Raw genomic sequence first — 17,054 nt, 5'->3', positions numbered from 1 at the left:
GTTCCTTCATCTTGATCCGGCCCTTCATCGAGCCTGTGATCGGATAGTCGTCATTCTGCGCGCAGTCGCAGAATCTCAGCCTGGATCCTGCGATCCGCTCCGCGGCCGCAGGATGACGTCGGTGGGGTCTGCTCGACGAGCTCGGCGAGCAGACCCCACCGGCGTCACTTGCCGCCGAGGTGGAGCGCCCAGGGGCTGCTGTAGATGGCGATCGAGGTCACTGCGCCGCTCAGCTCGTCGTTCAGGTAGGTGGTCTGATACGCGCCGGCCAGAGTCACCTGCAGCTGGTCGGGCGTGAAGATCTCCTGCGCCGCCACGAACTCCTCGGCCGCGGTCTCGACATCCGGGGCCGTGCGGGCCGCCTGCATGTGCGCGGTCACCCGCTCGTCGTCGTAGCCGCTCCAGTTGAAGACGCCGCCGGTCTCGGCGGGCAGCATGAACAGCGAGGGGTAGCCGGTGACCCCCGGCACTTCGAGGTAGCCCTGGGTCGAGACGAAGTCGATGCCCTCGCGCCCCGCAGGGTCGTAGAACATCGCGCCGAAGTCGGCGGGCTGCAGCTCCTCGATCTCGATGTCGACGCCGATCTCCTGCGCGGAGCTCTGCAGGATCGTCGCGGTCTGCTGGAACTCCTTGGCACCCGCGGGGATCGCGATGACGAGGGGTCGATCGAGTGGTTCGCCGCTCTCCTCGAGCAGCTCCCTCGCCCGTTCGAGGTCCCGGCCCGGCGTCTCGAGGGCGTCGTAGCCCGCGCGATAGATGTCTGCGGCTTCGAGAGACGAGAAGCTGAACGGCGGCACCATGGTCTTCTGCACCTCGCCGAGTCCGCCCAGCACGGTGTCGATGTACTGCTCGCGGTCGATCGTCGCGCTGAGCGCGGCTCGGAAGGTCGCATTGGCCGCGGGGCCCTCGGCGGTCGCGGGTCCGAAGCTGTAGGACGCGGTAGACGGACCGAGCACGAGCGACCCGGCGCCCTCGCCCTCGAACGCCGATCGGGAGCTCGGCGAGACGTTGTAGGCGCCGTCGATCTCCCCCTGGGTGAGCGCGGTGGCCAGCGTCGAGCTGTCGGTCACGAAGACGAACTCGAGCTCCTGCACGAGCGGCGCATCGCCCCAGTAGTCGTCGTTGGCCACCACCTCGATCGCGCGACCGGGCGTCCAGCCGCCCGGCTCGAGCACGAACGGGCCGGTGCACATGAGCCCGGCGTCGGAACTGCCGAGCGCCGGGCCGACCTCGTCGCCGAAGGCCCGGCTCATCACCGCTCCGCCCTGCCCGGCGATCGCGTTGCGGAAGTCGAGGTCGGGGGCGTTGAACCGCACGGTGACCTGACGCTCGCCGGTCTGCTCGATGCTCTGCACCAGCGCGAACGCGCCGTACCACTGCGATTGGGGATTCTGGCCGCGCTGCAGGCTGTAGACCACATCGTCCGCGGTGACGGGAGAGCCGTCCCAGAAGCGCACATCGTCGCGCAGGTCGATGACGAAGGTGACGGGATCGACGAACTCCGCGCGCTCCGCGACTCCGGGTTCGATCGTGAAGTCCGGCTGCAGCGAGAGCAGGTTGTCGCACAGGTTGGGGATGATCAGGTTGGCCGAGGCTCCGGGGTCGAGCGTGGCCGGCTCCCCCTCGACGACCGACCAGGTCACCCGTTCGACGGGCTGCGTTCCGGCGGGCAGCGCGGCGACGAGCTGCGCCTGATCCACGGGGGCGCTGCCGCCTCCCGCAGTGCCGCCGTCGCGGGGCGCGCACGCGGTCGCGGCGAGCAGGGTCGCGGTTCCGAGGGCCAGGCCCACCAGCAGTCCACTTCGTTTCATGGCTTCGTCCTTTCGGAATGCGGCCGGATCCTCTGCGATCCGTCCGGCTCTGATCTAAATATAACAGCGTTGTACATCATTGTTGCCTTCCCCCGGTGCCGATCGATAGGCTCACGGCATGCCCAAGGACATCGACCCCGAGGCCCGACTGCGCGACATCGCCGACGCCACCGTGCGGGTCGCGCGCGCGTCGGGCGCCCACGCGGTCACGATCCGCGCGGTGGCCCGCGAGCTCGGCGGATCCACGACCCTGGTCACCAACTACCTGCCGTCCCGCGCCGCGCTGATCCTCAACGTGCTCGATCGGGCGAGCGCCCGATGGCGCGCCGACTACGAGCACATCGCCGCCGGACTCTCCCCGCTCCAGCGCTTCGAAGCGCTCGTCGCGGGCGAGCCCGATCCCGACGAGACCGAAGCCGTGCTGCGCGCCTTGATCCTGGAGATCGTCGCCAACGCCGACGTCGAGGCGACGCTGCGCGATGCACTCCGCCGGGAATCCGAGGCGTTCCGCGAAGCGCTGCGTCGCACCGCGGCGGAGGCCGGGTTCGCCGATGCAGATCTCGCCGCCGACCTCGGCTACCTCCTGCTGCGCGGCGCATACTTCGCCAACGCCGAGGACCCGACCCGATGGGCCACCCGGCGCACCCGGGAGGTGGCGCTGGCCGCACTGCGCGCACTGCCGCGCACCCCGCGCGCCCCGCGCTGACGTCGCCGTCGCCGAAGCGGCGCCGCGCACGTCTCCGTCTCGCGCCCGCATCAGCGCACCACGAACACGCGGATGCACACCTGGCCGTCTTCGTCGCGCGCCAGCCCGACGAACTGGTGCTCGGCGAGCCAGCGGTGCGCCGGGGCATCGGTCTGGAACACGGGGGCGGTGCGGAAGTAGACCCCGGGGTCGTCCTCGGGCACGCGCTCACCGCGATCCATCCGTGCGAGCGCATCCTCGCTCGCGCGGAAGTACCCGCGATTGAGCACCTCGATCACGGCCCCGTCGGCTGCGCGGATCGCGTAGCGCGCCTCGAGCTGCGCCGTGCCGGAGCGCTCCACCGCCCAGTCCCCGCCGCCGGCGAGCACGTCGCCGCGCAGCAGCGGACCCGTCACGGTTCCGCCCGTGATGGGGGTGAGTGTGAGCACCTCGTCGGCGCCGCGACCGATGTGCAGGTCGGGGGCGCAGTCGACGCGGATCTCGAAGGCGAACTCGAGGCGCGGCATCCCCGCCGGGGGCGCGGCGGCGCTCACGCGAGCTCCCCGTCGAGCACGGGCAGCTCGATCGCGAACCCGTCGACGCCTCCGACGCGCAGGAACTGCGTGTTGGTCTCCATGTGCTCTCCTTCCGTCCAGGGGTCGCCTCCCGTGCCCGGCTGGGGCAGGAATTCCGGATAGTCGCTGCTCGACACGTGCACCCGCAGGCGATGGCCGGCACGCAAGCGATAGCCGAGCTGTCCGAGATCGATCTCGAGCGTCTCGGGGTCGGTGGCTCCGCGCAGTTGCAGCTGACCGCGTGCGATGCGCAGGGCGGTGCCGTCCGGCGCGAGATCCAGCAGCCGCACGAAGCAGTCCATGACCGGCCCCGTGGATCGCACGCTCGCGCGGGCGACGACGGGGCCCGCGAGGTCGACATCGTTCTGCTGCGGCCCCGACACGAAGGTCAGCACGTCGTCGCGCTCGCCGAGAGGCGCCTCGTCGGGCAGGTGCCGCAGGTACGAGAACGCGTCGGGCACGCTCGACGGCACCGGATCCGCGGGATCGTGCTGCCAGCCGAGCTCCTCGGCCCGGTCCGGCCGCTCGGCCGCGAGCGACCCGTCGGGGGTCGCGAAGCGCCTCTGCACGCGGATGCCCTCCGGCGGCCACACCTCCTCGGTGCGGAGCTCCTCGGTGCCGCCCAGGCTCCAGGTCACCCGGGGGATGTCGGCCGCGCGGCCGTTTCCGCGCACGAACACCTCGAAGAACTCGAGCGCCGGATCGAGGTAGCCCGGCAGCATGGCGCGGATCTGCGCCTCGCTGCGGTCCTCCACGCGATCGGCGTCGGGCTCCAGCAGCGCGTGGTTCTCGTGATCGATCGACTCGATCCGCAGGAAGTGGTGCGCGTCCCAGTTCGGGTGCCGCGCGATCTCCGCGACGTCGGCCCACGACAGGGGGGCGCAGTTGTCCCACCAGCCGATGGTGTGCAGGACCGGCACGGAGGGACCCGCGAACGCGCTGCCGCGGGGGAACCGCCGCAGCGGCACCGGGTGCGGCACCCACTGGTCGTAGGAGATCGATCGCCGGCCCTGCCGCTCCATGAAGGCCTCGGCCTGCGCCGAGAAGTCGCGCCTCGACCAGTCGGGCTCCCACAGGTAGGTGTCCCGCCCGAAGAAGTGCGTGAGGGGGTACATGTTGGTGATGCCCATCTCGACGCCGCGCGTGCGATCGCCGGGGTCGCGCCGCACCGGCTCCCCCAGGCCCGTGCCCGTGACGCGGGGCGCGATCGCTGTGAGCGCCGGATGCCCGCTCGCGGCGGCGGCCCACTGGGTGTAGCCGTAGTAGCTGTCTCCCCACATCGCCACGCGCCCGTTCGACCACGGCTGGGTCGTGATCCACTCGATGGTGTCGTAGCCGTCGTCCACCTCGTTCACGAAGAGCAGCGCCTCGCCCTCGGAGCGGAACTTGCCGCGCACGTCCTGGGCCACGACGCGGTAGCCGCGGGCGGTGAAGTACTCGGCGACGAGCGGAATGAAGGTATAGGCGCCGCTCTTGTCATACGGCAGACGGATGAGGATGGTGTCGCCCGGCACGCGATCGCGGTCGCCGGCGACGTCGCACGCCGCTCGCGCAACTCCGCTTCGTCGCTCTTCGGGAGCGCCCGGCTCCCCGCCCGGCAGATAGACGTCCGTGGCGAGGTGGACGCCGTCGCGGGTGCGCACGCGCTCCTGAATCGCACGCGGGCTGGGCGGCGCCGGGGCCAGGTGCAGGATGTCGGGCATGTCACTCCTTCGTGGGCGGACACCGGCCGTCGACGACGACCGGACGTGAACACGTTAGGGCGAACCACGGTATTTAGTCAAGTCCGACTAGACTAAAAAACGAGCACGGCCCGGTCGGGCTAGGCTGGAACCCCAGAGAACAGGAGCACGCATGGCACGCCCCTCCGTGGCCGACGAACGCCGCGAACAGATCATCGATGCCACGCTGCGCACCATCTCGGAGCGCGGGATCAGCGGCACGACCCTCGATCGCATCGCCGACACCGCAGGCATGTCCCGAGGGCACGTGCGCCACTTCGCGGGCAACCGGGATCGCCTCCTGCTCGACGCCGCGCGCGCCTTCTACGCAGATGAGACCGGCTCCCCCGCGATCCTGCCCAGCGGGGTCGACGACCTCGAGGGAGCGCTCGATTTCCTGTTCGGAGAGGAGTTCGCGAGTTCGAGCGCCGAGAACGCCATCGTGCTCGCGTTCGTCGAGCTCGCGCGCACCGATCAGGACATCGCCGCGACCCTTGCAGCCGCCTACGGCTCGACCCGGAGCCGGCTCGCCGCCTGCATCGCGGCGGCGAAGCCCGCCGCCTCCCCCGCCGCCCGGGAGGCCGCGGCGCAGGGGGTGCTGACCGCCGCGCTGGGCAACGTCTTCATCGGCGACTTCGACCGCGACCCCGCGCGCACCTCCCTGACGCGCACCGCGGTCGACGCGCTCCTCGCCGCACTGTAGGCGCCCCGCCGAAGTCGATCGGGAGCCTCAGCGCGCAGCCAGTCCGTCGACCAGCCGCTCGAAGGATGCAGCCGCGCGCCGCGGGTCGACGGTCTGCGCCGCCACCCCGATCGCCGCCTCGCGCAGCGCTCCGACCAGCAGCACCGCGGCCGCGTCGGCGTCGACCCCGGCGTCGACGTCGCCCGAAACCTGCGCCCGCTGGAGCGCCTCCCGGATCGACAGGATACTCGCGCCCGAGCCGATGCCGCGCTCTGCGCCGTCCACGATGAGCGTCGGACCCGAGACGTTGTAGAAGTGGCCGATGCGCGCGTCGCCCGCCAGGTCGAACATCGCGCGTGCATGCGCGACGATCCGCCCCCGCCAGTCGTCCGCGGCGAGCACGGCCTCGCGGGTGCGGTCCACCAGCTGCTCGCCGAGCCTCGCGTAGGCCGCCCGCAGCAGCTCGTCGCGACCGCCCGGGAAGTGCGCGTAGACGGTGCCGCGCGAGATCCCGGACTCGGCCGAGATGCGGTCGATCGTCGTCTCCGCGAGGCCGCCCGTCGCCACCACGGCGAGCACCGCGTCGACGAGCTCGCGCCGGGTGCGCTGCTGCCTCCGCTCGCGCAGGCTGGTCGCCCGGCTTCCGCTGTCCCGGTTCACACGTTCATTCTAGAGTCCGCGCCTCCGCCGCCTCGAGCCGGGGCGCGGGTCCGTCGAGCCGCCTCCCGCCCCGTTCCGTTCCGTCCCGCACCCCCCCCGTCCCGCACCGTCCCCGTCCCGCACCGTCCCGCACCGCAGCCCCGCCCCGCCCCGCCCCGCCCCACACCGTCCCCGCCCCACACCGTCCCCGTCCCGCACCGCACTGTCCCTGTCCCGTCCCACCCCGCACCGCAGCCCCGTCCCGCAGCCCCCGTCCCGCCCCGTCCCGCACCGCAGCCCCGCCCCTCATGCGACGAGATCCCGATTCTCGTCGCCGCGCCGTCCTAGGAGCGACAGAAATCGGGATCTCGAGGAGGTGATCCGTGCGGGAGCAGGGGTCCGGGCGCGAAAGCAGGGCCGCCCGCACTCGCCGATCGGGCACTTGCGCTGCAGGTCGCGACTTTCTATACTCTGAGTATAGATTTCTGCCGGGATCCCAGCAATCCCGCCAGTCCCGCGAAAGGACACCACATGATCGCCGTCGATCTCACCGCCGCGACCGAACTCGCACGCGAGGCCCTCACCGCCTACGGCCTCCCCCGGGATGCAGACCTGACCCTGCTGAAGCAGCGCGAGAACTTCGTCTTCTCGCTCAGCCACGGCGATACCGACTACGTGCTGCGCGTGCACCGACGGGGCTACCACAGCGACGAAGAGCTCGGGTGCGAGCTCGACTTCGTGCGCGCTCTGCACGGCGAGGGCGTCGCCGTGCCCCACTTCGTGAGCACGACCGACGGCCGGGGCTTCTGCGTGGTCGGCGCGACGCACCCGGCCGGGGCGCACCAGGTCGATCTGCAGCATCTCATCCCCAACCGGGGCAACTTCGGCGACGAGCGCACGGGGGTCGACGGCACGGCGGCCATCGACCCCGCCGACTTCGCCGAGCTCGGGCGCCTCTCGGCGCAGGTGCACGCGGCCACCGAGCGCTCGGGCTACACGATGGCGGTGCCGCGCGACGACTGGGACCTCGACGGCCTCGTCGGCCCCGAACCCGCCTGGGGCGATCCCCTGCGCATCGCGGAGCTCGTGGGAGAGGACCGCGCGGCCGTCGTTGCCGCGATCGCGCGCATCCGGGAGGCGCTCGGCGCCTACGGCTCCCCCGCGCACCGCTTCGGCCCCATCCACGCCGACCTCACGCCCGAGAACGTGCTGCGGACCGCAGACGGACTGGTGCTCATCGACTTCGACGACTTCGCCGCCGGTTGGCACCTCTTCGATCTCGCGACGGCGCTCTACTTCTACACCCCGCATCCCCGCTACGCCGAGTACCGGGATGCGCTGTTCGGCGGCTACGAGTCGGTGCGCCCGCTCGACGACGCGGACCGCGCGGTCTTCCCCGCCATCCTCCTCGCGCGCGGGCTCACCTACCTCGGCTGGTCGGCCGACCGCCGGGGCGAGCCGACCGCCGAGTGGCACGCCACGACGGTGCTGCCCCACATCGTCCGGCTCTCCCGCGACCTCATCGCGTCCGCATGAGCGCTGACCTCGGACGACCGCCGGCCCCGAATTCACCGGAGAGATCCTGCGACTCGCTCCGCCCGCGCAGGATGACGGACGGATCACCCCGCCCGCCCAGAACGACGAACGGATCACCCCGCCCGCCCAGGATGACGAACGGATCACCCCGCCCGCCCAGGATGACGCACGGATCACCCCGCCCGCCCAGAACGACGCACGCGGCCACCCGACCGCGCTCGATGACCCCGCAGAACCCCGAGGAGAACGCAGAATGACCTCCACCGCCGACCTCATCGCACGCAGGAACCGCACCATCGGCCCCTACTCGCCGCTCTTCTACGCCGAACCGCTGCACCTCGTGTCGGCCAAGGGCGTCTGGTTCACCGCCGCCGACGGCGAGCGCTACCTCGACGGGTACAACAATGTGCCGCACGTCGGCCACTGCAACGACCGCGTGGTGTCGGCCCTCGCCGCCCAGGCGGCCACGCTGAACGTGCACACCCGCTATCTCAACGAGCGCGTCGTCGACTACTCCGAGCGGCTGCTCGCCACCTTCGAGCCCCGGCTCGACCGCATCTTCTTCGGCAATTCGGGGTCCGAGGCCAACGAGCTCGCGATCCGGATCGCCCGTCAGCTCACCGGCAGCACGGGCATGATCGTGTCCGACTACAGCTACCACGGCACCACGATCACGCTCGCCGGTCTCACCACCGGCCTCACGACCGCGACCCCGCTGGATCCGAACGTGCGCACGCTCCGCATTCCGGATCTCGACCGCGATGCGCGCCCCGAGGCCGAGGTGCTCGCCGAGACGCTCGCCTCGCTCGACGCATCCATCGCGTCTCTGCAGGAAGCCGGCTTCGGCATCGCGGCCTGCCTCTTCGACCCGCTTTTCTCCACCGAGGGCATGCCCCGCCTGCCCGAGGGCCTCGTGCCGGGCATCGTCGAGCGGGTGCGCGCGGCGGGCGGCATGGTCATCGCCGACGAGGTGCAGAGCGGCTTCGGGCGCACCGGCAGCCACATGTGGGGCCACCAGTACGCGGGCATGCGCCCGGACCTCGTCACGATGGGCAAGCCGATGGGCAACGGCCACCCCATGTCGGCGGTGGTGACGAGCGAGGAGGTGCTCGACCGCTTCGGATCCCGGAACGAGTTCTTCAACACCTTCGCAGGCAATCCCGTGTCCGCCGCGGTCGGCGAGGCCGTGCTGCTCGAGATGGAGGAGGAGCAGCTGATGCCCCGGGCCGCGGCCCTCGGCGCCGAGGCCGCCGCGCGCTTCCAGGAGTTCGCGGATCGCTACGACTTCGTGCGCTCGGCCAAGGGCGTCGGCATGTTCCTCGGCCTCGACTTCGCCGTCGACGGCGTGCCGGCGCCCGAGCTCGCCAAGCAAGTGGTCGAGGCGATGAAGGCGCGCAGGGTGCTCATCTCGAGGATCGGCCGCGACGAGAGCGTGCTCAAGGTGCGCCCCCCGCTCGCCTTCGGCCCGGAGGAGCTGCCGATCCTGCTGGACGCGCTCTCCGATGCGCTGTCCGATGTGTAAGGTGTATCCTCTCGGCAGGTAGATCGAAGAAGGTGATGGCCGTGCAGCTCGCTCCGCAACGAGGCGGCGCCTCGCGCCCCGAGTCTCGCCCCGCTCACGTGGACAGCCTCGGCGGCTTCCGCAATCTGGTGTCGTCGTCGTTCGTGCCCCTGCGCATCAGCGCCGAGCACGACGACGGCTTCTCCGCCCGGCTGACCTCAGCCGACGCCGACGAGATCGTGTTCACGGAGGTCGCGGCGCGACCGCATCTCGTCGAGCGCACCCCCGAGACCATCGCCGACGGCGGCAGCGGCTACTACAAGGTCAGCCTGCTGCTCTCCGGCAGCAGCATCCTGGTGCAGGACGGGCGCGAGCTCGTCATGCGGCCCGGAGACCTCACGGTGTACGACACGTCCCGCCCGTACTCCCTGCTGTTCGGCGAGGAGTTCCGCAACCTCATCATGATGTTCCCGAAGGACCGGATCGACATTCCGATTCCGTTCACGGAGCAGCTCACCGCAGTATCGTTCGCGCAGCAGCACAGCGGTCTCACGCCGGTGATCACCACGTTCCTGTCGCAGTTCCCGGCCCAGCTGACGCAGCTCTCCGACCGCGTCCGCGCGAAGCTCGCGCACACGAGTCTCGATCTGATGGGAACGCTCTTCTCGAGCATTCTCGATGCGGATCCCGGGCAGCGGGATCCGCACCAGGTGCTGCTGCAGAAGATCTACAGCTACATCGATCTCCACCTCGCGTCGCCCGAGCTCTCACCCAGCAGCATCGCGGCCGCGCACTACATCTCGACGCGCCACCTCCACTCGCTCTTCCGTCAGGCCGACACCACGGTCTCGACTTGGATCCGCGAGCGACGACTGGAGCGCTGCCGCACCGATCTGCTCGACCCGGTGCTCAGCGACCGCACCGTGTCGGCGATCGCGGCGCGCTGGGGGTTCACCGACGCCGCGCACTTCAGCCGCGTCTTCAAGGCGAGCTACGGGATCTCGCCCAGCGAGCTGCGACGCTTCTGATCCGCGACTCCGGAGCGCCCGCCGCCCAGCCGTGATGGTCGGGCGGCGGGCGCTTCCGCGTCCACACCGCAACCGAGTTGTGATACTCGTTGTCCAGCAGTGCACGAGCATTGTCTGTAGCGGTGATGATGGATTCTCTGCACCGCCGGTGTGTCTACAGTAGGAGCACATCCGAGCGACGAGGCTCACCCGCTGCGCATCGTCCTCGGGATCCCGCCGCATCGATTCCCCGAAAGGAAGCCGGGCCAATGACGACCCCCGACGCCAGCACCGCAGCAGCCGACCCGAACGAGTGGCGCACCTACGACGAATTCGCCGCCGGCATCGACACCTTCCGACTGCCCAACTCGGATCTCGACGGTCGCGCGCTGCGACTCACCCTCGACGACGGCTCCGGCCTCGAGCTCACCTTCGGAGCGGAGACCGTGCGCTGGAGCGCGACGGGCGCGTTCGTCACCGACGGCGAGCTCGAGGACCCCTACGACGCCGTGCGCGTGCGCGACGACGTCGTCTTCGTCAACCTGCCCATCGAGTCGCGCGAGCGCGAGGCCCTCACGGTGGTGTTCTCGGAGACCACCCACCGGGCGCTCGTGGCCCGCTCCGTGATCGGCGAGGAGGACGTCGAGGGCGAGCCCCGCGTCGGCCAGACCTTCTGGTCGGCCGTCACCGACGCCGGCGAGGCCAGCGGCGAGGTTCCCGGACCGTCGCGCGATCTGATCGGCATGCGCAACCTCTACCGCTACAGCCCGCACCATCTCTACGAGCACGTCTACATCTCGAGCCAGCGCTACGCCTGGCAGTGCGTGCAGGGCGTGCAGCGCGGGCACGGCGACATGGACATGTCGACCGTCTGGAAGTTCGCCGACGGCCTCTACCTCTTCTGCTTCCGCGAGTTCCGCATCGCCGTCGCGAGCGTCTGGCTGCACGACCTCGGCTACCAGCTGCGCACCACCGGCGTCTTCCTCGGCATCACCGGCGAGGGCGAGGCCGAGCACTCCCGCGCGGGCGGCCACATCTATCCGATCGGCACCGTCAGGTACCCCGACGTGCAGCCCGTGTGACCCCACCCACAGCTTCATCCCATCCCATTCATCCGAGAGGACACACCATGAAATCACGCATCCTGGGCGCTGCCGCGCTGACCGCGGCAGCCGCACTCGTGCTGAGCGGCTGCGCAGGCGGTGAGAGCGGCGAGGGCGCCCCGATCAAGCTCGGTTCGGTCAACACGATCAGCGGGCCGGCCACGTTCCCCGAGGCCTCCGAGGCCGCGCAAGCGGTCTTCGATCAGGTCAACGCCGACGGCGGCATCAACGGCCGCATGATCGAGTACAAGATCACCGACGACAAGGCCGATCCCGCGACCGCCACCGCCTCCGCGCGCGAACTGGTGGGCAGCGACGAGGTCGTCGCGCTCGTGGGCAGCGCCTCGCTGCTCGACTGCGAGATCAACGCGAAGTACTACGAGCAGGAGGGCGTGCGGTCGATCCAGGGCATCGGCGTCGATCCCGGCTGCTTCAGCTCGCCCAACATCGCCCCGGCCAACATCGGCCCGTTCAACGACACCACGCTCACCATGCTCTACGGCTCTGAGGAGCTCGGACTCGAGAACCTCTGCGTGCTGACCAGCGTCATCGGATCCACGGGTCCGGCGTACCAGGCCGCCGTGGATCGCTGGACCGAGATCACCGGCAAGGAGCCCACGTTCGTCGACGACACCGTGCCCTACGGCGGCGCCGACTACACGCCCTACATCGTGAAGGCGCGCGAGGCCGGGTGCGACGGCATCGTCGCCAACTCGGTGGAGCCCGACGCCATCGGCCTGATCAAGGCCGCGAACCAGCAGGGCTGGGACGACGTCACGTTCCTGCTGCTGACCTCCGTCTACAGCGAGAGCTTCGCGGCCGCCGTCGACAACAGCGCTGCCGGCGTCTACGTGCCCGCCGAGTTCTACCCCTTCACCGAGGACAGCGACGTGAACGCCGATTGGAAGGCGCTGATGGAGGAGAACGACATCACCCTCACCTCCTTCAGCCAGGGCGGCTACCTCGCCGCCACCTTCCTGGTGGAGGTGCTCGAGAGCATCGAGGGCGACATCACCCGGGACAGCGTCAACCAGGCGCTCTCCGACATGGACCCGATCGCGAACCCGATGATCGCCTACGAGTACCAGTTCGACCGGATCGCGGCGCAGGACTACCAGCCCGGCGGCTGGCCGGTCACCCTGCAGTCGGGCACCAACGCCTGGGAGCAGGCGGCCGACGACTGGCTGATGATCCCGGCGAGCTGAGTCCCGTTCCCCGGATCCCCGGCGCGCGCGAGCGCCACGGGGATCCGGGGAACCGACGCACCCGGTGCGGTCGGAGCGCAGCGCTCCGACCGCACCGGGGTCTCCTCATTCCGACTCCACAAAGGAATCCCATGCTTCACAGTTCACACCTGCGACCGGCCCCGGGGAGGCGGCCGTGAACGGCGGCGCACTGCTCCAGGGCGCACTCTCGGGCCTCGCCGCGGGCGGCGTGTACGCGGTGTTCGCCGTCACGCTGACCCTCATGTCCCGCCTCGTGCGCATCGTCAACTTCGCCCAGGCCGCCACCGGAATGTTCGCCGCGTTCATCGCGGTCTGGTTCGCCAGCCGGCTCGGGATGCCCGTCTGGCTCGCCACGCTCGCCGGCATCGTCGTCGGTGCGCTGCTCGCCGCTCTCATCGGCTGGATCGCCGCGACCTGGCTCTCGGAGGCCGATCTGTCGACGCGTTCCGCGATGACCGTCGGCCCGTTCCTGCTGCTGATGTCGCTCTCCTACATCATGTTCGGCAACAAGCCGCAGCCGTTCGCCCCGATCTTCAACGGCCCCGCATTCACCGTCGCGGGGGTCGTCGTGAGCTGGGTCACCGTCATCACCGTGTCGCTCGCCGTGATCGTGGCGGTGGCGTCGGCGCTCGTGCTGCGCAAGACGACGATCGGCACGAAGCTGCGCGCGCTCTCCGACCGCCCCACCACCGCCGAACTCATCGGCATCTCCTCGAAGCCGCTCGCGATCGGGGTGTGGGCCGTGACGGGCGCGATCAGCGCCGTCACGATCCTCATCATCGCGCCGACGCAGTCGAACGACGCCGTCAGCCTCTCGATGCTGATCATCCCGGCGGCCGCGGCCGCCCTGCTCGGCGGCTTCAAGCGCCTCGACCTGGCGGTCGTGGGCGGCCTGCTGCTCGGCCTCATCAACGGCATGGTGGCGCAGATCAACGAGCTGGCGCTCGTGCGCAGCTTCGTCCCGCTCCTGTTCATCGTGATCCTGCTGCTGTGGTCGCAGCGAAAGGAGGTGTGGGATGCTGCTCGCTAATCGACGCATGCGCGCCGTCCTGCCCGTCGCCGTCGCCGTCGTCTCCCTCGGGGTGGCCTGGGCGCTGAGCGTGGGCCTGTCGGGCTACACCGTCTACCTCGCCATCAGCATGGTGACCGCCACGATCTCGATCCTCGGTCTCGGGGTGGTGACGGGATCCGCGGGCATCATCGCACTGTGCCAGCTCACCTTCGGCGCCATCGGCGCCTGGGTGGTCACCTTCCTGAACCAGAACGAGGCCCCCGGAGGCTTCGTCGTGTGGCTGATCGCCGGCGCCGCCGTCGCGGCCCTCGCCGGCGTGCTCCTCGGCCTCCCCGCGCTGCGCCTGCGAGGCGTCAACCTCGCGGTGGTCACGCTGGGCGCCGCCGCAGCGTTCGACGTGCTGCTGGTGCAGACCCAGTTCCCCGGCCAGACCGAGGGGCTCTCCGTGGAGCGGCCCGGCCTCTTCTCGAGCGATCGGGAGTACTTCTTCTTCGCGATGATCGTGCTCATCGTGTGCGCATACCTGGTCTTCCTGCTGCAGCGCAGCAGGGTCGGGAGCAGCTGGAAGGCGGTGTCGTTCTCCGAGCGCGGCACGGCGGCCGTCGGCCAGAGCGTGCGCTCCGCGAAGCTGTCCGCATTCGCGGTCAGCGCCGCCCTCGGCGGCGTCGCCGGCGGCCTGCTGGCCGGCCAGGTGGGCATCCCCTACGCCTCGAGCTTCACGCCGATCATGTCGCTCGCGCTCTACATCCTCGCGGTGATGAGCGGCGCCTACCTCATCGACATGGCCGTCTTCGGCGGCGTGCTCTGGGTGCTCGTGCCCGAGCTGCTCAAGCGCTGGGGCGTGCCGCAGGACTGGGGATTCGTCATCTTCGGCCTGCTCGGCATCCAGGCGCTCACGAGCGGGTCGAACCTCGGAGAGGCGATCCGCGGCGGGTTCCGCAAACGGGCCGGGAAGCGGGCCGCCGCAGCGGCGGAGGCTCAGCCCGACGACGTGGGCACGAGCGTGCTCGACGTCTTCGCGGTGCCGGAAGCCGCCGAGCCGGTGCCCGCCGATGCGGCGCCCGTGCTCGAGGTGCGCGATCTCGGCGTGCAGTTCGGCGCGCTCAAGGCCAACGACGACGTGTCTCTCGAGGTCAAGCCGCGCAGCATCATGGGACTCATCGGACCGAACGGCGCCGGCAAGTCGACCTTCGTCGACGCGGTCAGCGGCTTCCTGCCGCAGCACACCGGAACCGTGCTGCTCGACGGTGAGGACATCACCCGCCTCTCCCCCGTGGCCCGGGCGCGCAAGGGGCTGCGGCGCACGTTCCAGCAGGATCGGGTGCCGCCGCAGCTGACGGTCGAGGCCTACGTGCGCTTCGTGGCGCGCAAGCGGCTCGACCACGACGAGCTCGCCGATGCGCTGGCGTTCCTCGGCTGCCCGCCCCCCGAGGCTCAGCTGGCGAGCGTCGATGTCGGCACGCGACGCCTCATCGAGGTCGCGGCGGCCGTGCTGTCGGGTCCGCGCGTGCTGATCCTCGACGAGCCCGCGGCCGGTCTCTCGCACGAGGAGCACCTGCAGTTCGGGCACCGGCTCACCCGGATCCCGTCGCGCTTCGACACCGCGATCGTGCTGATCGAGCACGATCTCGATCTCGTACGCTCCGTCTGCACCGAGCTCACCGTGCTCGACTTCGGCAGAGTGCTCGCCCAGGGACCGAGCACAGAGGTTCTCGACGACCCGGCCGTGATCGCGGCCTACATGGGAGATGCGGAGATGACGCAATGAGCGAACTGCACCTGAGCGGCGTCACCGTGAGCCGCGGGGCCGGCCCCGTGGTCTCGGACGTCGACCTCACGCTGCGCCAGGGCGAGATCCTGGCGCTCGTCGGGCCGAACGGCGCGGGCAAGACCAGCCTGCTCGAATCGATCTCCGGGGTCATCGGGCACTCGGGCGGCGATATCGCCATCGACGGCGAATCGATCGCCAAGTGGAAGCGGGTGCAGCGCTCTCGCGCGGGGATCGCGCACATCGAACAGGGGCGGGCCATCTTCCCGTCGCTGACGGTGCGCGAGAACCTGCTGCTCACGGCGAAGACCGACGCCGCGGTGCAGGAGGTGCTGGCCTCGTTCCCCGAGCTGCAGAAGCGCATCGACTCGCAGGCGGTGCTGCTCTCGGGCGGCGAGCAGCAGATGGTGGTGCTGGCACGAGCGTTCGCGTCGCGACCGCGCTTCCTGCTCATCGACGAGATGTCGCTGGGGCTCGCCCCCGTCGTGTTCATGCGGCTGCTGCCGCTGATCCAGCAGTTCGCCGAGTCGGGGGTGGGCGTGCTGCTCGTGGAGCAGTTCACCCACCTCGCCCTCGGCATCGCGAACGACGCGATGGTCGTCTCGAGCGGCCGCGTCAGCCACGCGCAGGCGCCGGCCGCCGCGCTCCGCGACGACGAGGCGATGCTGCGGCAGGCCTACCTCGGCGGGTGATCTGATCCGCTCCGCCGGTTGAGCGAGCAGAGCAAGTCGAAATCTCCCAGCCCACCCGGGCCGGGAGATTTCGACTCCGCTCCGCTCCGCTCGATCGGCGGGGCCGGGCGCCGCCTCACATGCCGGCGTGCTCGAACGCGACCGTGGGCAGATCGACGACGTGCGCACCACCGTCGGCAACGAGCACGGCGCCCGTCATGTACGACGACTGCGGCGAGCCGAGGAACCGCACGATCGATGCGATCTCGGCCGGCTCGGCCGGGCGCCCCAGGGGCACATCGCGCGTCACCGCCGCGTACCCCGCCTCGCGATCGGCGATCTCGGGCGCGTGCTCGGCGAACTCGTCCATCTCGGAATCGGCCATGGGCGTGCGCACCCATCCCGGGCAGACGGCGTTGACCCGCACCCCGCGCCGGCTGTAGTCGCGTGCAAGGCTGCGCGTGAGGCCGATGAGCGCGTGCTTGCCCACCGTGTAGCCGGCGACTGAGGGCCCGGCGAAGAGCCCCGCGAGCGATGAGACGATCACGATCTGGGCGCCGCCGTGGCGCTCCCCCGTCTCGAGGAGCGCCGGGAGCGCCTCGCGCGCCATCACGAACGCCGTCGAGAGGTTGACCGTGATCGACGACGCCCAATCGTCGTCGCTCGTCTCTCCGACGGGCGAGAACCCGTGCCCGCCCGCGTTCGCGACCAGCACATCGAGGCGCCCGAACTTCTCGACCACCTGCGCCACGGCGGCCCGCGACGAAGCCCCGTCGGAGGCGTCGGCCACGACCGCGGTGCCGCCGATGCGGGCCGCGACCTCCGCGATCGGGCCCTGCCGGCGGCCGACGACGACCACGTGCGCGCCCTCGCTCGCGTAGCGCTCGGCGATCGCCGCGCCGATGCCGGTGCCGCCGCCGGTGATGACGACGACGCGTCCCTCGTTCTCGCTGTTCTGGGGTGCCATGAGGATCCTCTCTGATCGATGCCCGATGCTCCGGGCCGCGGCCGCTCCGGCCTCCTGGCACTCATCCTCTCCCCTAGCCGGGCGCGACACGACCACCTCTACGCTCCCAGCGCATCGGTTTTCGCCCACAGTCAACACCGCAGCGCCGAC

Annotated in this window: 15 protein-coding genes; 10 read left to right on the top strand and 5 right to left on the bottom strand. The window is 70.6% G+C overall.

Translation table 11 applies throughout. The features are described 5' to 3' along the window. Window positions 1-164: 164 nt before the first annotated feature. A complete protein-coding gene (locus tag EVS81_RS13810) occupies window positions 165-1,811 on the bottom strand; it encodes an ABC transporter substrate-binding protein (RefSeq protein ID WP_130110878.1) in 1,647 nt (548 codons plus the stop codon). A gap of 118 nt (window positions 1,812-1,929) precedes the next feature. Here EVS81_RS13810 and EVS81_RS13805 point away from each other — a divergent pair, with 118 nt between their 5' ends. After that, window positions 1,930-2,517, top strand: a complete 588-nt coding sequence (locus EVS81_RS13805; RefSeq protein WP_130110877.1) for a TetR/AcrR family transcriptional regulator — start codon at window positions 1,930-1,932, stop codon at window positions 2,515-2,517. Window positions 2,518-2,567: 50 nt separating this feature from the next. Here the strand turns inward: EVS81_RS13805 and EVS81_RS13800 are convergent, their stop codons facing one another. Then, on the bottom strand, window positions 2,568-3,050 hold the full coding sequence (locus EVS81_RS13800; RefSeq protein ID WP_240739864.1) for a DUF3237 domain-containing protein: 483 nt from the start codon (window positions 3,048-3,050) through the stop codon (window positions 2,568-2,570). Further along, window positions 3,047-4,774: a CocE/NonD family hydrolase gene (locus tag EVS81_RS13795; RefSeq protein WP_130110876.1), complete on the bottom strand. Its 1,728-nt coding sequence runs from the start codon at window positions 4,772-4,774 to the stop codon at window positions 3,047-3,049. The genes EVS81_RS13800 and EVS81_RS13795 overlap by 4 nt, the downstream gene beginning before the upstream one ends. A gap of 151 nt (window positions 4,775-4,925) precedes the next feature. On the opposite strand from EVS81_RS13795, the gene EVS81_RS13790 reads away from it, so the two are divergent. Continuing rightward, the gene (locus tag EVS81_RS13790; RefSeq protein ID WP_130110875.1) at window positions 4,926-5,495 is read left to right on the top strand and encodes a TetR/AcrR family transcriptional regulator; all 570 of its coding nucleotides are present in this window, start codon (window positions 4,926-4,928) and stop codon (window positions 5,493-5,495) included. Window positions 5,496-5,522: 27 nt separating this feature from the next. Here EVS81_RS13790 and EVS81_RS13785 read toward each other — a convergent pair whose 3' ends face one another. Continuing rightward, a complete protein-coding gene (locus EVS81_RS13785) occupies window positions 5,523-6,134 on the bottom strand; it encodes a TetR/AcrR family transcriptional regulator (RefSeq protein ID WP_130110874.1) in 612 nt (203 codons plus the stop codon). A gap of 510 nt (window positions 6,135-6,644) precedes the next feature. Between EVS81_RS13785 and EVS81_RS13780 the strand changes: the two genes are divergently transcribed. The 8 genes from EVS81_RS13780 to EVS81_RS13745 all read left to right on the top strand — a co-directional run bounded on the left by EVS81_RS13780 (window position 6,645) and on the right by EVS81_RS13745 (window position 15,958). Then, window positions 6,645-7,649, top strand: coding sequence for a phosphotransferase enzyme family protein (locus EVS81_RS13780; protein WP_130110873.1), 1,005 nt, complete (start codon window positions 6,645-6,647; stop codon window positions 7,647-7,649). A 253-nt stretch (window positions 7,650-7,902) separates the two neighbouring features. Continuing rightward, on the top strand, window positions 7,903-9,171 hold the full coding sequence (locus EVS81_RS13775; RefSeq protein ID WP_130110872.1) for an aspartate aminotransferase family protein: 1,269 nt from the start codon (window positions 7,903-7,905) through the stop codon (window positions 9,169-9,171). A 35-nt stretch (window positions 9,172-9,206) separates the two neighbouring features. Then, window positions 9,207-10,178, top strand: coding sequence for an AraC-like ligand-binding domain-containing protein (locus tag EVS81_RS13770; RefSeq protein ID WP_130110871.1), 972 nt, complete (start codon window positions 9,207-9,209; stop codon window positions 10,176-10,178). Window positions 10,179-10,426: 248 nt separating this feature from the next. Continuing rightward, the gene (locus tag EVS81_RS13765; RefSeq protein WP_130110870.1) at window positions 10,427-11,239 is read left to right on the top strand and encodes a MoaF C-terminal domain-containing protein; all 813 of its coding nucleotides are present in this window, start codon (window positions 10,427-10,429) and stop codon (window positions 11,237-11,239) included. 47 nt (window positions 11,240-11,286) lie between these two features. After that, on the top strand, window positions 11,287-12,465 hold the full coding sequence (locus tag EVS81_RS13760; protein WP_130110869.1) for an ABC transporter substrate-binding protein: 1,179 nt from the start codon (window positions 11,287-11,289) through the stop codon (window positions 12,463-12,465). Window positions 12,466-12,640: 175 nt separating this feature from the next. Continuing rightward, on the top strand, window positions 12,641-13,516 hold the full coding sequence (locus EVS81_RS13755; RefSeq protein WP_130110868.1) for a branched-chain amino acid ABC transporter permease: 876 nt from the start codon (window positions 12,641-12,643) through the stop codon (window positions 13,514-13,516). Then, window positions 13,503-15,266, top strand: a complete 1,764-nt coding sequence (locus tag EVS81_RS13750; RefSeq protein WP_130110867.1) for a branched-chain amino acid ABC transporter ATP-binding protein/permease — start codon at window positions 13,503-13,505, stop codon at window positions 15,264-15,266. Before EVS81_RS13755 ends, EVS81_RS13750 begins: the two co-directional genes overlap by 14 nt. Then, window positions 15,263-15,958 carry an ABC transporter ATP-binding protein gene (locus EVS81_RS13745; RefSeq protein ID WP_130110866.1) on the top strand — a complete coding sequence of 232 codons (696 nt, stop codon included), beginning with the start codon at window positions 15,263-15,265 and terminating at the stop codon, window positions 15,956-15,958. Before EVS81_RS13750 ends, EVS81_RS13745 begins: the two co-directional genes overlap by 4 nt. 115 nt (window positions 15,959-16,073) lie before the next feature. On the opposite strand, the gene EVS81_RS13740 is transcribed toward EVS81_RS13745, so the two are convergent. Further along, the gene (locus EVS81_RS13740) at window positions 16,074-16,904 is read right to left on the bottom strand and encodes an SDR family NAD(P)-dependent oxidoreductase (RefSeq protein ID WP_130110865.1); all 831 of its coding nucleotides are present in this window, start codon (window positions 16,902-16,904) and stop codon (window positions 16,074-16,076) included. Window positions 16,905-17,054: the final 150 nt, after the last annotated feature.

It is taken from the genome of Leucobacter triazinivorans, from assembly GCF_004208635.1.
Lineage (GTDB): Bacteria > Actinomycetota > Actinomycetes > Actinomycetales > Microbacteriaceae > Leucobacter > Leucobacter triazinivorans.
The sequence above is the reverse complement of the archived record's forward strand: the minus strand, read 5'-3'. Positions and strand labels throughout refer to the sequence as shown.

What these genes read in the sequence shown, in the direction of transcription:
- EVS81_RS13760 (WP_130110869.1), top strand. Translation starts at nt 11,287, where the DNA reads ATGAAATCACGCATCCTGGGCGCTGCCGCGCTGACCGCGGCAGCCGCA.
- EVS81_RS13810 (WP_130110878.1), bottom strand. Translation starts at nt 1,811, where the DNA reads ATGAAACGAAGTGGACTGCTGGTGGGCCTGGCCCTCGGAACCGCGACC.
- EVS81_RS13770 (WP_130110871.1), top strand. Translation starts at nt 9,207, where the DNA reads ATGGCCGTGCAGCTCGCTCCGCAACGAGGCGGCGCCTCGCGCCCCGAG.
- EVS81_RS13795 (WP_130110876.1), bottom strand. Translation starts at nt 4,774, where the DNA reads ATGCCCGACATCCTGCACCTGGCCCCGGCGCCGCCCAGCCCGCGTGCG.
- EVS81_RS13790 (WP_130110875.1), top strand. Translation starts at nt 4,926, where the DNA reads ATGGCACGCCCCTCCGTGGCCGACGAACGCCGCGAACAGATCATCGAT.
- EVS81_RS13780 (WP_130110873.1), top strand. Translation starts at nt 6,645, where the DNA reads ATGATCGCCGTCGATCTCACCGCCGCGACCGAACTCGCACGCGAGGCC.
- EVS81_RS13775 (WP_130110872.1), top strand. Translation starts at nt 7,903, where the DNA reads ATGACCTCCACCGCCGACCTCATCGCACGCAGGAACCGCACCATCGGC.
- EVS81_RS13745 (WP_130110866.1), top strand. Translation starts at nt 15,263, where the DNA reads ATGAGCGAACTGCACCTGAGCGGCGTCACCGTGAGCCGCGGGGCCGGC.
- EVS81_RS13765 (WP_130110870.1), top strand. Translation starts at nt 10,427, where the DNA reads ATGACGACCCCCGACGCCAGCACCGCAGCAGCCGACCCGAACGAGTGG.
- EVS81_RS13805 (WP_130110877.1), top strand. Translation starts at nt 1,930, where the DNA reads ATGCCCAAGGACATCGACCCCGAGGCCCGACTGCGCGACATCGCCGAC.
- EVS81_RS13750 (WP_130110867.1), top strand. Translation starts at nt 13,503, where the DNA reads ATGCTGCTCGCTAATCGACGCATGCGCGCCGTCCTGCCCGTCGCCGTC.
- EVS81_RS13740 (WP_130110865.1), bottom strand. Translation starts at nt 16,904, where the DNA reads ATGGCACCCCAGAACAGCGAGAACGAGGGACGCGTCGTCGTCATCACC.